The sequence below is a fragment of the Ancylomarina sp. 16SWW S1-10-2 genome (assembly GCF_009669305.1).
Taxonomy (GTDB): domain Bacteria; phylum Bacteroidota; class Bacteroidia; order Bacteroidales; family Marinifilaceae; genus Ancylomarina.
In genome coordinates, this window is sequence record NZ_SADB01000013.1 from 58,549 (window position 1) to 74,263 (window position 15,715).

Annotated in this window: 12 protein-coding genes; 1 reads left to right on the forward strand and 11 read right to left on the reverse strand. The window is 34.3% G+C overall.

Annotation, left to right across the window (positions count from 1 at the left end; all coding sequences use genetic code 11):
• Positions 1–267 precede the first annotated feature (267 nt).
• The 3 genes from EMN46_RS12225 to EMN46_RS12235 form a co-directional block, all read right to left on the reverse strand.
• The gene (locus EMN46_RS12225) at positions 268–1,197 is read right to left on the reverse strand and encodes a CPBP family intramembrane glutamic endopeptidase (protein WP_154201097.1); all 930 of its coding nucleotides are present in this window, start codon (positions 1,195–1,197) and stop codon (positions 268–270) included.
• A gap of 152 nt (positions 1,198–1,349) precedes the next feature.
• A complete protein-coding gene (locus tag EMN46_RS12230; protein ID WP_154201098.1) occupies positions 1,350–2,678 on the reverse strand; it encodes a DEAD/DEAH box helicase in 1,329 nt (442 codons plus the stop codon).
• A 375-nt stretch (positions 2,679–3,053) separates the two neighbouring features.
• The gene (locus EMN46_RS12235) at positions 3,054–3,566 is read right to left on the reverse strand and encodes a hypothetical protein (protein WP_154201099.1); all 513 of its coding nucleotides are present in this window, start codon (positions 3,564–3,566) and stop codon (positions 3,054–3,056) included.
• A 340-nt stretch (positions 3,567–3,906) separates the two neighbouring features.
• On the opposite strand from EMN46_RS12235, the gene EMN46_RS12240 reads away from it, so the two are divergent.
• Positions 3,907–5,100, forward strand: a complete 1,194-nt coding sequence (locus EMN46_RS12240; protein ID WP_154201100.1) for a pyridoxal phosphate-dependent aminotransferase — start codon at positions 3,907–3,909, stop codon at positions 5,098–5,100.
• 71 nt (positions 5,101–5,171) lie between these two features.
• Here the strand turns inward: EMN46_RS12240 and EMN46_RS12245 are convergent, their stop codons facing one another.
• The 8 genes from EMN46_RS12245 to EMN46_RS12280 form a co-directional block, all read right to left on the reverse strand.
• The gene (locus EMN46_RS12245) at positions 5,172–6,458 is read right to left on the reverse strand and encodes a hypothetical protein (RefSeq protein ID WP_195715257.1); all 1,287 of its coding nucleotides are present in this window, start codon (positions 6,456–6,458) and stop codon (positions 5,172–5,174) included.
• 269 nt (positions 6,459–6,727) lie between these two features.
• Positions 6,728–7,933, reverse strand: coding sequence for an AGE family epimerase/isomerase (locus EMN46_RS12250; protein WP_154201102.1), 1,206 nt, complete (start codon positions 7,931–7,933; stop codon positions 6,728–6,730).
• 43 nt (positions 7,934–7,976) lie between these two features.
• On the reverse strand, positions 7,977–9,356 hold the full coding sequence (locus EMN46_RS12255) for an MFS transporter (protein ID WP_154201103.1): 1,380 nt from the start codon (positions 9,354–9,356) through the stop codon (positions 7,977–7,979).
• A gap of 65 nt (positions 9,357–9,421) precedes the next feature.
• The gene (locus EMN46_RS12260; RefSeq protein ID WP_154201104.1) at positions 9,422–10,612 is read right to left on the reverse strand and encodes a glycosidase; all 1,191 of its coding nucleotides are present in this window, start codon (positions 10,610–10,612) and stop codon (positions 9,422–9,424) included.
• Between the two features lie 377 nt (positions 10,613–10,989).
• Positions 10,990–11,952 carry a glycosyl hydrolase gene (locus EMN46_RS12265; RefSeq protein ID WP_229130354.1) on the reverse strand — a complete coding sequence of 321 codons (963 nt, stop codon included), beginning with the start codon at positions 11,950–11,952 and terminating at the stop codon, positions 10,990–10,992.
• 6 nt (positions 11,953–11,958) lie between these two features.
• On the reverse strand, positions 11,959–13,077 hold the full coding sequence (locus EMN46_RS12270; RefSeq protein WP_154201105.1) for an alpha/beta hydrolase-fold protein: 1,119 nt from the start codon (positions 13,075–13,077) through the stop codon (positions 11,959–11,961).
• Complete coding sequence (locus EMN46_RS12275; RefSeq protein ID WP_154201106.1) at positions 13,074–13,937, reverse strand: sialate O-acetylesterase; 864 nt, start codon at positions 13,935–13,937, stop codon at positions 13,074–13,076. Before EMN46_RS12275 ends, EMN46_RS12270 begins: the two co-directional genes overlap by 4 nt.
• Before the next feature lie 102 nt (positions 13,938–14,039).
• Complete coding sequence (locus tag EMN46_RS12280; protein WP_154201107.1) at positions 14,040–15,674, reverse strand: sodium:solute symporter; 1,635 nt, start codon at positions 15,672–15,674, stop codon at positions 14,040–14,042.
• Between the last annotated feature and the right edge of the window lie 41 nt (positions 15,675–15,715).

Genomic DNA, 15,715 nt, shown 5'->3' on the forward strand with positions numbered 1-15,715 from the left:
TAATTTTCATTTAGTCTTTCTACTTCCCCCTCTATAAGCACCTGGTTTACTACTAATCATTAATATTAGATAATAGTCTACAAAAATATGTATTCAATTTTCTTTAAACTGAAATAGATAATGGTACAATTAAAGATACAAATATAAAAATATTACATAATAAAATGAAAAACTTATCAGAGTAAACTAACAATCTAATCATTCAAATAAAAATAAGGCTCGAAAAAGATATAATTTTCGAGCCTTATTCTTTAATATCATTCTACTTTATTCGATCTTCTCACCTTCAACTCTCTGGTTTAAAACTGAGAAATTCCAATTATATTTTCTAGCCAAAATCACGATAATAATAACAGCAGAAAATGACATAATGATAAGATCATTTACTGGATCAACATGATTATTCACAAATAAAGCAGGCGTTTGTAAAGCAGAAGCCTTAGCTGTAACAAATATTGCGATGAAAATATTATTCGCCGCATGAGCTCCCATAGATGTTTCAATACCATCATCAAGCACAGCCATCAAACCAAACACCAAACCCATTATAATATATTGAGGCATCATAACCAAAAATCCATATTCTTTGATCTCAGGATTCATAATATGCATTAAGCCAAATAGTATACCAGGTAATAGAACCACGAACCATCTATTTCGAGTCCATCGAGCAACTCCCTGAGCCAAATAACCTCTAAAGATGATTTCCTCAAAACTCGTTTGAAAAGGAAACATCAGTAGAGAAATAACAATCAAAGGAAAGAATAAAGACCAATTTAGATTCAACTCGTAGTGACTTGGATTCATATAATAATCAGCAAACAATATAAGACCAGAAATAAGGGTCCAAACCGCAGCTGAATAGAAAAATCGACTCCAACGAATACGCTGTGTTCCATTGATAACTTCTTTAATACTTCGCTTATGAAAAGGCTTTAAAATCAGAATAAAACCGATAAGCCCAATAATAAATGGGAACAACATTAAAAATAAACTCGTATTTCCATCAAAACCTAAACCACTAAGATCAGCCATATTGTTAGGATTAATCTCTCCGCCTTTAGCCATTCCAATTACCATAGCAATTCCTAAAGGTATCGCGCCAATCGTATTAGCAATAGCAAATGCTATGATTGGAAGAAGCACATACTTCCACCACTCATTAGGTCCTCTAAGTGCACGTTCTAAAAATTTCATATTCTATTTTTTTTAAAATTCTTTTTAGATATTAAACCTACCGAAAATAAACTAAAACAAAAAAACGCTCAAATGAATTGAGCGTTTTTAGATGACTTATTTGTATCAAACTATAAAGTATTCTGATAACAAGATATATATTTTAGAAAAGCTTATTTTTTGCTTCTCTTAGCATTTCTCTTGGCATTTCTTTTCTTATTCTCTCTTTGTTTCATCAATCCTTTAGATCCAGAAGGTGTTTTCATGTTTTTAGCTGACTTTTCGTGGAAACCACTTCCCTTTTTAGCAGCCATTTTAACTCTAACATTTCTTGTCTGCTTCTTCTCATCCTCTAACAGTTGAGAAGTTAATTCAACGCCTTCAGGAATCTCTTCCAACAAGACAGGCTTCCCAATTAAAGCTTCAACCTTTTCCATCAATATCTCTTCGTCGATACTCACAAAACTGATAGCTGTACCTGTTTTATCAGCACGACCAGTACGACCAACACGATGAACATACTCCACATAATTATTCGGCATATCGAAGTTAATTACATGACTCACGTTTTCAATATCGATACCACGAGCAGCAACATCAGACGAAACCAACACACGAGCACTTCCTTCCTTAAATGAATTTAAGGCATTCAAACGTGTCGTTTGAGCTTTATTACCGTGAATTACACTTAGATTATCGCCTAATACAGGTTCCAAACGATCTACAATTCTATCTGCATTTCTTTTAGTTTCAGTAAAAATCATCACCTTGTTAAAAACTTCTTCATCCTCGAGTAAGAATTTTAAGAGACTCACTTTACTCAAAATATTCTTAACATGATATTGTATCTGATGAATATTCTCTACAGTACTAGCCTGTGGAGCAACCTCAATTCGTACAGGTGCCACTAAGAAATCATCAGCTAATTGGTCAACAACATCTGAAAAAGTTGCTGAAAACAAAAGGTTTTGATGTCTTTCTGGTAAAATTTCGAAAATAGCCTTAAGCTGAGGCATAAATCCCAAATCCATCATTTTATCGGCCTCATCAATCACTAAAGTTCTAATATTCGTAAACTTCAGAATGCGGGACATATAAATATCCATTAATCGACCTGGTGTAGCCACTATTATATCGACGCCTTCGCAAACTTTCTCTTTTTGAGTATTAATATTTACACCACCATAAAGTCCAATAGCTCTAATATTTAAATAAGCTGTCAATAACTCAATGGTTTCACAAACCTGAACAACAAGTTCACGTGTTGGCACAACAATAAGGGCTCTTGGATCCATACCCTGAGCATAACCTAACTTCATAAGAATAGGCATCAGATAAGCTAGAGTTTTCCCAGTACCTGTTTGTGCAATACCAATCAGGTCTTTACCCGAGCGAGCAGGAGAAAACACTTCTTCTTGAATTGAAGTGGCTTTTTCGAAACCTGCATCGGCAAGTGCTTTTAATATCTGCTTACTTAATTTGATGTCTTCAAATGAACTCATACTCTCTTTTTATTTATAGAAATTTGTGCAAAATTAGTCATTTTATTCCGAGTAGAACGCCATTCCCAAATATTAAACTCAGAAAGTCTTATTTATATACAATAGTGTTCTAATTATTCTTACTCATATTGTGTATCTTATTGCTAACAATATATTTAACATTAGTAACAGTATAAAAGATTTCTTTTTAAATCATTCAAAAATGGACTCTTTTTATTCGTAAATAAAATTCGTGGATACTCATGATTCCAATTAAAATTGAAACAATATATTCGATTGCTTCGCTTTGAGAATTAAGACAAAAGATAATGACTCAATTAGTCGTAATAATATCAGTTAAAACGAATCAATCATTTAATCATAATAATTTCAATACTAAAATAAACTATGAACCTCTTCTTTTAAAAAATTAATAGCTTCATCTAATGGCGATTTTTTATTTTGCATATGTGACTCAATTATAGCTTTACTTAAATTGATAGAACTATCAGATGGAACCAATTGCAAGGCTTCTGAATTAACAAGTTGCACCAAACTTTCTTTTGCTGCTTTAATCAGCATCCAAGCCTGAGGGCTAACATACAATTGTTGCGAAAGATTATGCTCAAACTCACCTCTAATCATAGTCAACAAAACTTGATGAAGTTGTTGATTGGACATATCAGCTTTATTCTCTCGAACAATTAAAGATTCTGGATGTATTCGTTCCAATAGAATTATTAATCGCTCATAAGCTTGCAAACGAATTGGCGTAATAGTCTTTTGGTTATTTAAAAAAACATCTAATTTCAGTTTCTTCTCTTCCCTTAAAAGCATCGCACGAATTAGAAAATAAGCCGTTGCAAATACAATTAAGGCAGGTAAAGTGTACTTAAATAGTTCAAGCATAGTAATTATATAAAAATTGATTAAAATCAGATTCTTTATTTCCTTCCAAATTTAAAGTACACATTTAAAATATCGTAATTCATACTAAATAAAAATAAGGCAATTAACATCAAAATAAACGTCTCAATAAAAGCATAAACCATTCACAATCAGTAACATTCATCAATACACATATGAATTATCAATTGAAATTAATGTGCAAATATATTTAAAAAAAAATAAATATAAATTTACTCAAACAATTGAATTGTTTTAAAAATATTACATTTATGCTTCAATTTAAGAATTGATTATTACAAAAGTATCAAGCAAAATTACAAAACCATAAAAAACAACCACAATGTTAGAGCTTTCGAATCGTATCACCTTAATGGAACTATCTCCAACCCTTGCCATGTCTCAAAAAAGTAGAGATCTAAAAGATCAAGGAATTGATGTGATAAACTTAAGTGTAGGAGAACCTGATTTTAAAACACCTGATCATATCAAGGAAGCTGCACACAATGCAATTACGAATAATTACTCATATTATTCACCAATTCCAGGTTTCTTAAAATTGAGAGAGGCGATTGTCAACAAACTAAAACGTGATAATAATCTAGAATTTACACCTGAACAAATTGTTGTTTCAAACGGTGCTAAGCAATCTATTCTTAACGTTATCATGTCTGTAGTTAATCCAGGTGATGAAGTGCTTATCCCTAGCCCTTACTGGGTAAGTTATGTTGAAATTGTAAAATTAGCACAAGGGGTAAATGTTCTTATTCCAGCAGATATAGATCAAGATTTTAAAATTACACCCGAACAACTTGAAGCTGCTATTACACCTAAAACAAAAGCTTTTCTTTTTAGCTCTCCTAGTAATCCAACAGGAAGTATCTATTCAAAAGAAGAATTAAAAGCTTTAGCTCAAGTTTTCGAAAAACATCCTGATATCGTCATTATATCTGACGAAATATATGAACACATTAACTATATAGGTAAACACGAAAGTATTGCACAGTTCGAAGAATTAAAAAATCAAACTGTAGTGATTAATGGTGTATCTAAAGGTTATGCGATGACTGGATGGCGTATTGGCTACTTGGCTGCGCCTTTATGGATTGCTAAGGGATGTACAAAACTGCAAGGTCAAATGACATCTGGTGCGTCATCAATTGCACAGATGGCAGCCGTAGAAGCTTTTAATGGTGATCAAACCTGTACTCAGGATATGAAAAAAGCTTTTAAACAAAGACAAGATGTAGCTTTCGATCTATTAAGTGAGATCGATGACTTTAAGTTGAAAAAACCAGATGGTGCTTTTTATTTTTTCCCTGATGTATCATCCCTATTTGGGAAAAGTTATAATGGACAAACCATAAATAACCCTACGGACCTAAGTCTATACTTATTGGAAGAAGCAAAAGTCGCTACTGTGACAGGTGTAGCCTTTGGCGATTCAAATTGCCTAAGACTCTCGTATGCAACTAGCGAAGAAATAATGGCTGAAGCCATCTCAAGAATTAAAAAAGCGATAGAGAAATTGAATTAAGTTCGATATAACACAAGAAAAGCTGACTCATGAGAGTCAGCTTTTTTTTTGATTTAAATTATATTGTATAATTACTTTTCAGATTCTGAAATTAAGGTCGTGTATTTCTTAATAATGACCTTGGTACTTTCGTCGGTATCATATACCGAATACCAACCCTGTAATTCGTGTGGAGGATCACCAATTAAGTCATCTCCTGTTTTCCAAATAACTTTAGGAAGTCGAGGTCGTCCCTCACCTGCCCAAGCCCAAAAGTTAGCACCTGACATATTTCCTTTATTCGATAGTTCAAGTATCTTTTCGAAGATATAAGTATAATAAGCATCGCGATATTTAGTTTCAGCTTTAGTCTCGTAGCTGTTAAAATCTCTTGATATTCCAAATTCCTCTAATACAATAGGTTTGTTTAATAGCTTTGTTGCGATTTCGAAATGTTGATTGATATACTGCTCCGCTTTTACAATGGCCTCTTTATACGAAATCTCTGGTTTTTGTGGATTGTACAAGCCCCAATTCTGTATCCATAAATGGAAAGTACAGTAATCGATATACTCTGACTGATGGTCTTTTTCAAAATTGTTACCTGTTCGTGGAAAAGGCGTATTTCCCTCGCTACCAATCGAAACCAAATGATTTGAATCTAAACTTTTAATATATTTTGCAGTACTATGAAGCCATTTTCTATAAGCTTGCTCTTGGTTGACTCCTTCAGGTTCATTGGCTAACTGCCAAGCCATAATTGTTGGATCTTCAGTATATGCCAATCCGTTCACTGTATTCTTCCGATTGACAAGCAATTTAATTAGATCATTAAAATAGGCTAAAGCCTTTTTGTTGGTATAGAATTGAGCTGAGTATTCCTGGTATTTTCTCCAATCACCATCTTTTGCTGGCGGCGGAAAAGGGATTGCTTCGTTATTGTTCGCCCAAGAAACGTATTGCGACATGCCTCCTGACCAAGGCCAAAAATTATTCAAGCATAACACACCAAGCATTTGCCTCTTTTGCATCTCATTCAATAGAAAGTCCAAACCTTCTAAAAGCTCCTCGTTATATACACCTGGAGTTGTTTGCAAGCAAGGTTGTAATCGCCATTCACTTTCGGCATTTCCTTCTGATGCAACCATTAAACGTAGGTTTTTCACACCTAATTCATTTAGCCTATCCAATTCTCGAACTAATCTTTCTTTATCAAATGCCCCAAGGTTCATTCCATACCAAAAGTTAGTTCCAATGTATTTATAGGTCTGCCCCTCTTTTATAAATTTCCCATCCTTAACCTGAACAAATTTTTGCCCATCTACCGGTTGAATTGACAACAAGAACAAAGAGATTATTATACAACTAATTAGTTTCATCCAATTATAATATCAGTTTTAAATACGTCCTTTAATAATAACACATAGAACTCAAATATAAATATTATTTAGCTTATTATTTAAACCAAAGAGTCGCCAAATCAAATATATTCTTGTGCCAAGCTCCTGAATAGAACATAAGCACTCAAAAAATAAAGGTGCAATCAATTTTATCATAAGACGTTCCTTTATTTGTACTTAGAATCATACCTCTTATAGTTAAGTCATTGCGTTTATAAATCGAGTTTAATAATAATTACAAACAGATTTTATTCTTTAATTGAATCAATTCGTGTTATTGCTTCTATTAAAGCTCTTGAATTGTGATATGGACATTTCCAGAAACCTACTTTGGGAGGTATTTTATCTGGATTTCCATTTTCATCTACTTTCCAAAACCATTCACCATTCACATTATCCTTTATATTTTTCTGAATAAAATTCCATACGAGAAGAGCCTCGTTAAAATATTTAATATGACCAGAATTTTGGTAAGCATCTAAGAAACCAATCATTGCTTCAGCTTGCGGCCACCAATGTTTATCTGTATCTATATGACCACCTTCTAACTCATAAAAAATACTTCCATCTTTGTCTGTTCCTTCAGCAAGGGTTATGTCAGCCATTTTTATCGACAGATCCTTCATTTGTCCGATTAGTTCTTCATCACGAATAACGTGCGCAGCTTCATTTAATAACCAAGTTCCCTCAATGTCGTGACCGTATGAAACAATATTCGATTTCACAGTCCAGTCCATATCAAAAAACAAGTTGAAATGAAAAGTTTTAGGATCGATGATTTTATCACGAAATATTCTAACTAAATTCTGAATTCTATCTTTCAATAAGTCGTTGGGCCAAACACGATAAAGGTTAGTAAAGGGTTCTATAATATGCAAATGCGTATTCATTGATTTAGGCTGATTAGCGTCCTTTTCGCTTAATCGCATATCAGTCAACGGCTGCCAATTACACCCCAAAGCTTCAATATAACCTCCAAATTTTTCATCCTTAAAATGATCTTCAATTATATTGAATAATTTGATGGCATAGTCTAAGCTTTCTTGTTTCCCAGATGCCTTGTAGTACTCTGAAAATCCATACACAGCAAACCCCTGAGCGTATGCTTGTTTACGACTATTTTTAACCGAACCATTATTTGTTACCGACCAAAATAAACCGCCATTTTCTTTATCCCAAAAGTGTTGAATAAGATAATCGTATGCCCTATCGGCTAAAACCAAATAAGCTGGATCCTTAAGAAAATTGTAAGCAGCAGAAAAACTCCACAGTAATCGCGTATTAAGCACGGCTCCTTTTTCATCGGCATCAGTTAGTTTTCCATCTCCGTTGAGCTCTGCAACAAAACCACCATTGCTTTTATCAATTGTATTTTGTGCCCAGAAGTTTAGTATACTATTTAGCTCCACCTTCATTTCAGGAACTATTGTCGTTTTTATATTATCTTGAATCATTCTTCAATATTAAAAATTGTCCGCTAGTCTTAATTTTTAAAAGCTATTCCTCTTTTTTCATTTTCTCCTCTAAATCGGCCATTATACTAACCATTTTTTTATCGCTTAGCTTATAAAACATGATAACCAATCCTGAAATAAGAGCTGCAGTTGCGGGTACAAAGCTCATCATATATTTTATACCTCTAATTGTTTCTGGAGATTGATCGGCATTAGCTTCAAAACCATAGGAAGCCAATAACCAGAGTGTTACAGACCCCCCAATTGTCCATCCTAATTTTTGCGACATACTTGATGCTGAAAAAACTAAACCAGTAGCCCTACGACCTGTTTTCCATTGGGAATAATCAGCAGCATCGGCATACATCGACCATAATAATGGAAAAATAATTCCTGCACAGAAACTAATTAAAGCTTGTAATAAATATATAAGCCAAAGACTTTGTTTATCGACAAAGTAAAAAGCACAACTTAATAATGCAGCTGCAAACATGGCATACATAAAGGTATTTCGTTTTCCTATAATAGCCGATACCGGTTTAGCCATCATCACACCAAACATGTTTGTCATTTGCCCCAAGAACAGATACACTGTACTAAATGTTAACATTGTAGTTGAAAAGGAAATCGCTGCATTATCAATAACATAGTATTTGAAATAATACAATGCCACCCCATCTCGAACCGAATTAAATATTAGCGTTGCAACACCCGATCCCAATAAAATAAACCAAGGAATATTGCCTCCTAGATTTTTGATATCTTGCCATAAGTTATTCTCTTGTTCTTTAGGCGTTCTAACACGTTCTTTTGTCCACGAAAAAGTAAGAATAAAGAAGGCAACTGCGATCAACCCAACTATTATCATGGTAAACTGATAGGAAGTAGCTTCGGTAAAACTACCTTTAAACCAATCGACTAAGGGCTGATAAATAAGCACTACCAATATACTACCAGCAAAGGCAAAAATCATTCGATACGACGCAAAAGAGGTTCTGTCGTTCGATTTAGAAGACATAACTCCCAACAAGCTAGCGTAAGGAACATTTATCGCTGTATAAGCCATCATCATTAAAGTATATGTAATATAGGCATATACAATTTTACCCGACATACTAAGATTTGGAGTCGTAAACATTAAAACACCAATAATACCGAAAGGAACTGCTATCCATAGTAAATATGGTCTAAACTTTCCCCATTTAGTATTTGTTCTGTCGCATATAATTCCCATAATAGGATCGTTGGTTGTATCCCAAATACGGGTAACCAGTAACATAGTACCTACTGCTGCTGCAGAAATACCAAAAACATCGGTATAAAAAATTGGCAGAAATATGGAAAATATTTTCCAAAACATAGACGATGCAGCATCGCCAAAGCCATAGCCAATCTTCTCTTTTAATGAAACTTTTACTGACATAGAATTTTATTGGTTTTAGATTACCTGTTGACAGAAATTTTGTTTTGGTATCATTAGTATAAGTTCTAATCTAACAATTGCATAAATTCTTTATTCTCATCAACTAACTTATTAATTGTTTGAACACTTAAATGAGAATGCAATTGGTCTTCTGGTGAATTGATACAATAATCTACTAATTGTTGTATTGATGTTGTTGCCACATGCATTCGGGTATCGGATGAAGCATAATAAATAAATACTTTTCCATCATTATCAGCTATCCAGCCATTAGAGAACACCACATTAGAAACATCGCCTATTCGCTCTTCTTTTAGCGGAGCAATTAAATGTCCAGCAGGTTTATGAGTTACGATCCAAGGCTTGTCTAAATCCGTCATAAAAGCATACAAAGTATACCTTAAACCTGCAGCCGTATTCCTAACTCCATGTGCCAATTGCAACCAACCTTTTTCAGTTTTTATAGGAGCTGGTCCAAGTCCGTTTTTAACTTCGTAAATGGTGTGATAAGTTTTGGCATCTACAATTATTTCTTCCTTCACTTCCGGATGCTCCATTGTTTTTGAAAGTCCGAAACCGATACCGCCACCTTTACCAGTGTCAATAAAACCATCCTGAGGGCGTGTATAAAAAGCATATTTACCATCAACTAAATGAGGAAATAGTACAACATTACGTTGTTGCCCTGTAGTAGATATTAAATCGGGTAAACGTTTCCAATTAAGCAAATCTTTTGTGCGAGCAATACCTGCTGCAGCTTCTGCACTACTGGTATCCCCATCTGGTGCATTAGGGTCTTTTCGTTCGGTACAGAATACGCCATAAATCCAACCATCGTCGTGCTGAGTTAATCGCATATCATACACATTGGTATCTGGATTATCGGTTTGTGGCATTGAAATAGGTTTATCCCAAAATTTAAATCCATCAATACCATTGTCACTTTCGGCAACAGCAAAAAAAGATTTTCTATCATTTCCTTCTACTCTCACTACCAATAAATACTTTCCATTTAGCTTGATTGCCCCAGAATTAAGAGTAGCATTAAACCCGATGCGTTCCATTAAAAAAGGATTGGTTTCCTGATTTAAATCAAATCGCCAATGCAATGGAATATGATTACGCGTTAATACAGGGTTTTTGTGTCGATTATATATTCCGTTTTCGCTAAAAAGTTCTTCATTCGGTTTCTGAATAATTTTCTGGTATTCTTGCTTTAGTTTTTCCAGACGTACTTTAAATATATTCTTATCCATACTATTTTTTGTTTTTCAAATTCAGTTTACTCGTAGAAAAATAAGTTGACTCCACTCTGAAATTTTTTCTACATTATTTTACAGACTTCTGCAGCAAACTAAAAAGTTCTATTTCTTATTCTTTGGTGTAATAAAAAGGATTAGCCAAATAAACTTGACTGTTAGTATCAAACCGCTGTTCCATATTAAATCTCATTTTTAGAATTCAATTGGATGTTATTCAATATTTCGAAAAACACACAAAAACAAGGATTCTAGCTCTGAGGTGAAAATGCTGATATTAAATCAGTAATATCTGAATCTCTATGTTTATTATAATAATATGATTAAACTATCATATAAGAGTCAGGACATATTACTGATTTAAAGAGGATAATCTATTTCCACTTAGGTAACTCATCACGAGTAATCACCCTTGGATTATCATAAACTTTTTGTATTTCTTCAATAGTATTATCTCTTTCCACGAGCTCAGCCCAACTCATAAAATAGGTCCACCTTGGCTGAGCAGCTAAAAGCTCTTCGTTAGGTAACTTGGTGCATTCTCCAAATGCCATTGGTTTATTACCTACTATAGGTAGAATGTATTCGTACCACGAAGCATCATATCCATTATCATAAACATCAAAAGCAAACACATCCCAATAATCGTCTCCAGGATTATATGCCTCAAAATCTCTTGTCATATCTTGCATATCCCAAACCCAAACAAGGTTTGAAAGTCCTTTTGTATTTTCCATATAATCGTGGGTATAACGATATAATTTTGCAGTTCCATCAGGTCCTGGTCTACCACCCCACCAAAATAATCCCTGATTCATTTCATGAAAAGGCTTAAAGAGAACTTCGACACCATTATCTTCTAAAAACTTAAAATAAACAGCAATATCATCCATTCTTGTTTTCCATTTTTCATTTAAATCTGATCCCTCAGTAAGTAAATCTTTCCATTGAGCATCACTCAATTGTGAATTAAGAATACCATCTTTCCAAGCACAAGGTTCCCCTTCGTCCGGAGGACAAGCATGCCACATAATTGATACAATAGAACCATTATCCCATTGCTTTTTGGCTTCACGAATCATGGTCCAACGATTATCAATATTATCTTGTTGGAATAAAAAATCGCCACTCCATAATGCAGGATATTTTCCTGTCATTTTTTTTATTGCATTTGTCCAAAGAGCTGGCTTGGCATTAGGCTCCCGGTTGTGCTGACCAGAAATAGTTTTTTTACCCGAGATTGAGTACAGATAATCTAAAACCTGTGAAGACTGGGCATTAGTTCCTTTAGAAAAGACCATTAAGAACAATGCAATTATTATAGTAATTTTTTTCATAATCTATTATTTAAAAAGTAATGGTAAAATATCATTCAAATTCTTGCGCCAAACTTTCCAGGTGTGTCCACCAGGCGATTCACTATATTTGTATGTAATTCCAGCTTCATCAAAAATTTTCATGGTTTCATGTCCATTCGCATAGGCAAGATCTTCAGACCCACCTTGAGTAAAATACATGAGCTTAACCGACTTATTAAAATCTGCGCCTATTTCCTTCATACGAGCAACTCTTTTTGCTTTGTCATCCATCCAGCCTCTTTCTTTTTGCCACTCATCGCTAATCCACCAACCAGAACTTAATGCAACCACATAGTCAAACATTTCAGGATGAGAAGTTGCCGCTTCCAAGGTTTCTAAGCCCCCAAACGACAAGCCCATAATAGCTCTGTGTTTTGCATCGGCACGCACATTGTAATTTGATTCAACAAAAGGAATTATATTAATCATTAGATCTTCATTAAAAATTGGGACTTTTTCCAGCATTGTTTCAGTTTTTTGCTGAATAGTACCATTAGGCATAACCACAAGCATGGGTTCAATCTTGCCTTCTGCCAAAAGATTATCTAGAATGTTCCCCGCACATCCAACCGTTGTCCATGCATTATCAACATCGCCTCCACCATGAACCAAGTACAACACAGGTAATTTATCTTTCGATTTTTCATAACCTGCAGGCGTCCATACATGCATTCTGCGCGTCTTATTAACTGTTTTAGAATAATAGTAACGTTGAGCAATTGCTCCGTGTGGTACATTATCTTTCATTGCAATAACCTCATCACCCGAAGTCATCAATAAAACAGCTGTTTTTTCTTTTGCCATTGGCTCCATAGGATCGTAAACAGGTAAACCATCTACAATAAAATGATAGCGATAAGCTCCAGATTCTACATTATTCCAGATGCCTTCCCAAACACCTTTTTCATCTTTATTGAATTCTATTTTATCCCATTTATCATCCGATCGAAGCGTTACATTTTTTGCGTTAGGCGCATAAATTCGAAATGCAACCTTATTACCAGGGAGCACTTCTGGAGACTTAAGCGATTGATTAGGATTCGTTTGTTGAGCAATTGCAATGATATTCAAACAACAAAATAAGACTACAATTAGTTTTTTCATTTTTGTCCCTTTAGTGTTAGCATCTTCTCGGCATATCGTTTTCCAAGTTTTCTAACTCCTGCTGAGTTAAAATGCACATTGTCTTCTCTCACTGTACAACCTTTTGAAGAGATAACATGAGCAGTAGGAATAGTTTCTGGTAACTTATCAATAATTGGATTCATTGCTGCACATTTTCCATTTTGTTCGACACCTGCAACTTCTCCAGCTAACAAAGGCACATCATCTGCATTTAATGAAAGATCCTTTAGCATATTTTCATAGACCGTTTTCACATAAGATGGCCATTGCTCATCACCTTCGTTCGTCTCACCCTGATGTAAAACAAATCCTTTAATAACACCATCCTTCTGAGCCTGCTTGGCAAGATTAATAAGACATTGATAAGGATTTCCTTCGTAAGCGTTTATTTTATCAGTAAACCAATCACCATACATCGAGGTATAATCTTGATAAATATCTTCATTAAATAAACGAATATCACATCCACCAATGGCAACATTAATAACTCCCACTGTTATACTGTCAGGAAGATTTTCAACCATAGTTCTTCCAAAATAATCAGCAGGTGAAAGACCAACTCCGCACTGTCCTAATGGAGGTTCAGCAGTATACCATTTCCCCTTTTCTCGTCCAAGATCTTCACAATTCATAGTCGACATCATACGAAAACGACTATCCACAGTTTTGTCTTGTTCTTCTATATTAGCCGAGCCTTCCATATTAGACTGACCAAAGCATAAATAGATATGAAAATTCTCTTTTTTCTGTTCTTCTTTGGTTTTTGATGGTGTACTCTTACATCCAAAGCAAGAAACCATTAGTAAACAACTCATTAAGTTTATAATTGTTTTTTTCATTGTAATAAATTTTAAAGACTTAATTAAACAATGGAAATATGGATTGTTCTAATTAAAGCAAAGCGTATTTCCTAATCATACTAACTAATGAAATGGTACCTTCTATCTAAAAAGGAAATACATCACGAAACATGCAATTACAAGAAGAAGTGACAATACTCGGAAGTTTTTATACCAAACAATTCCTTTTAATTCTTCTGTTTCCTCATGCCATATCTTAACCGTCCATGTATTTTGAGCAACTTTTTCAGGATCAGGTAATGGAGTTAATAAACTCACAAGAACATTGATACTCATACTGAAGATCATTACGAGAGGAGCAATTAATAAGAAATGATATGGAATGGTGATATCTAACACATATTTTGCAATCATGATACAGGCAGCAACCAATATACCTGAAATTAGGCCCCATAGTGCACCATACTGATTTGAACGTTTCCAAAATAAACCTAAAAAGAAAGTTCCAACAATTGGAGGTGCCAAATAAGACACAATCTCTTGATAATAGGAAACCAAAGAGTCAAAATTAGCTATAAAAGGAGCCCAAATAACGGCAAATATCAAAACCACAATGGAGGTAATTCGACCTACTTTAACCAACTTTTTACTATCTGCATTTTTATCATATCGAGCATAAAAATCCATGGTAAACAAAGTAGAGACAGAACTAAGTGTTGCACTCAAGGTGGATGTTAAAGCTGAAATCATAGCTGCCAAAATCAATCCAATTAAACCAACAGGTAATAATTTCAAGATTAATCGAGGATAAACCTGATCGGTATTGATTCCAAAGCTTGATTTCAATGTACTTCCATCAATAATTTCGGTTGGTAAGTTTTCGACTCCAAACAAATTAATTCCACGTCCGATTAAACCTGGTAGAATAAAAATAAACAAGGTAAATAGGTATAAGAAACCAACAAAAAGGACTCCCTTTCGACCATGATCTACTGATTTTGCAGATAACACACGTTGCACCATAACCTGGTTATTTGCCCAGAAATAGAATCCTAAAATAGGAATCCCAACCCACATTCCTAACCAAGGCACAGTAGGATCGCCAATCGGGCGAGTTAATTTTAACCAAACACCATCACCAAAACGTTCGTATAGTTGTTCCCATCCACCTATTTCGTCTAAAGCATAAAAATAAAGAATAGCAGATCCAATAATTAGGATGGAAGCTTGAATCATATCCGCATTAATAGCCGAAGAAAGACCTCCAATAATGGTATACGATCCCGCTACAACAGCCATAATAACAATAATCCAAAACATGTCAACTTCTGGAAAAATCAACTTGATAATCAAAGCTCCAGTGTACAAAGTAGCAGCTGCATCTAAAAATACATTTCCGAAGATTGTAATAAATGAAAAATAATATCTTGAACGTTTATCGAATCGTTTCTCTAAAAATTCAGGCATCGTAAAAATACCCGATTTGATATAAAATGGAAGAAAAAATAAGGCAAAGAAAACCATTACCAAAACAGAAATCCAATTGTAATTAAAAACTGCGATTCCTGTAATAAATCCTTCTCCAGAGTGCCCCATTAAGGTTGAACTAGAAACACTTGCTGCGAATAAGGAAAGCCCAATAACAGGCCAAGTCATATTTCTTCCCGCTAAAAAGTATGAGGTAGAATCCTGACTTTTCCCATTTTTAAGTGCCCACCAAATAATTCCGATAATGAACACAATAAGAATGGCAATATCGATAGTACTAATATTCATTCGTTTAGATTTAAAGTTTGCTTAGAGTTAGCTTAAGTTAC

Bases quoted from the DNA above. Each gene is read 5' to 3' on its own strand.
- EMN46_RS12225 (WP_154201097.1), bottom strand. From the start codon at position 1,197: ATGAAATTTTTAGAACGTGCACTTAGAGGACCTAATGAGTGGTGGAAG.
- EMN46_RS12230 (WP_154201098.1), bottom strand. From the start codon at position 2,678: ATGAGTTCATTTGAAGACATCAAATTAAGTAAGCAGATATTAAAAGCA.
- EMN46_RS12235 (WP_154201099.1), bottom strand. From the start codon at position 3,566: ATGCTTGAACTATTTAAGTACACTTTACCTGCCTTAATTGTATTTGCA.
- EMN46_RS12240 (WP_154201100.1), top strand. From the start codon at position 3,907: ATGTTAGAGCTTTCGAATCGTATCACCTTAATGGAACTATCTCCAACC.
- EMN46_RS12245 (WP_195715257.1), bottom strand. From the start codon at position 6,458: ATGAAACTAATTAGTTGTATAATAATCTCTTTGTTCTTGTTGTCAATT.
- EMN46_RS12250 (WP_154201102.1), bottom strand. From the start codon at position 7,933: ATGATTCAAGATAATATAAAAACGACAATAGTTCCTGAAATGAAGGTG.
- EMN46_RS12255 (WP_154201103.1), bottom strand. From the start codon at position 9,356: ATGTCAGTAAAAGTTTCATTAAAAGAGAAGATTGGCTATGGCTTTGGC.
- EMN46_RS12260 (WP_154201104.1), bottom strand. From the start codon at position 10,612: ATGGATAAGAATATATTTAAAGTACGTCTGGAAAAACTAAAGCAAGAA.
- EMN46_RS12265 (WP_229130354.1), bottom strand. From the start codon at position 11,952: ATGAAAAAAATTACTATAATAATTGCATTGTTCTTAATGGTCTTTTCT.
- EMN46_RS12270 (WP_154201105.1), bottom strand. From the start codon at position 13,077: ATGAAAAAACTAATTGTAGTCTTATTTTGTTGTTTGAATATCATTGCA.
- EMN46_RS12275 (WP_154201106.1), bottom strand. From the start codon at position 13,937: ATGAAAAAAACAATTATAAACTTAATGAGTTGTTTACTAATGGTTTCT.
- EMN46_RS12280 (WP_154201107.1), bottom strand. From the start codon at position 15,674: ATGAATATTAGTACTATCGATATTGCCATTCTTATTGTGTTCATTATC.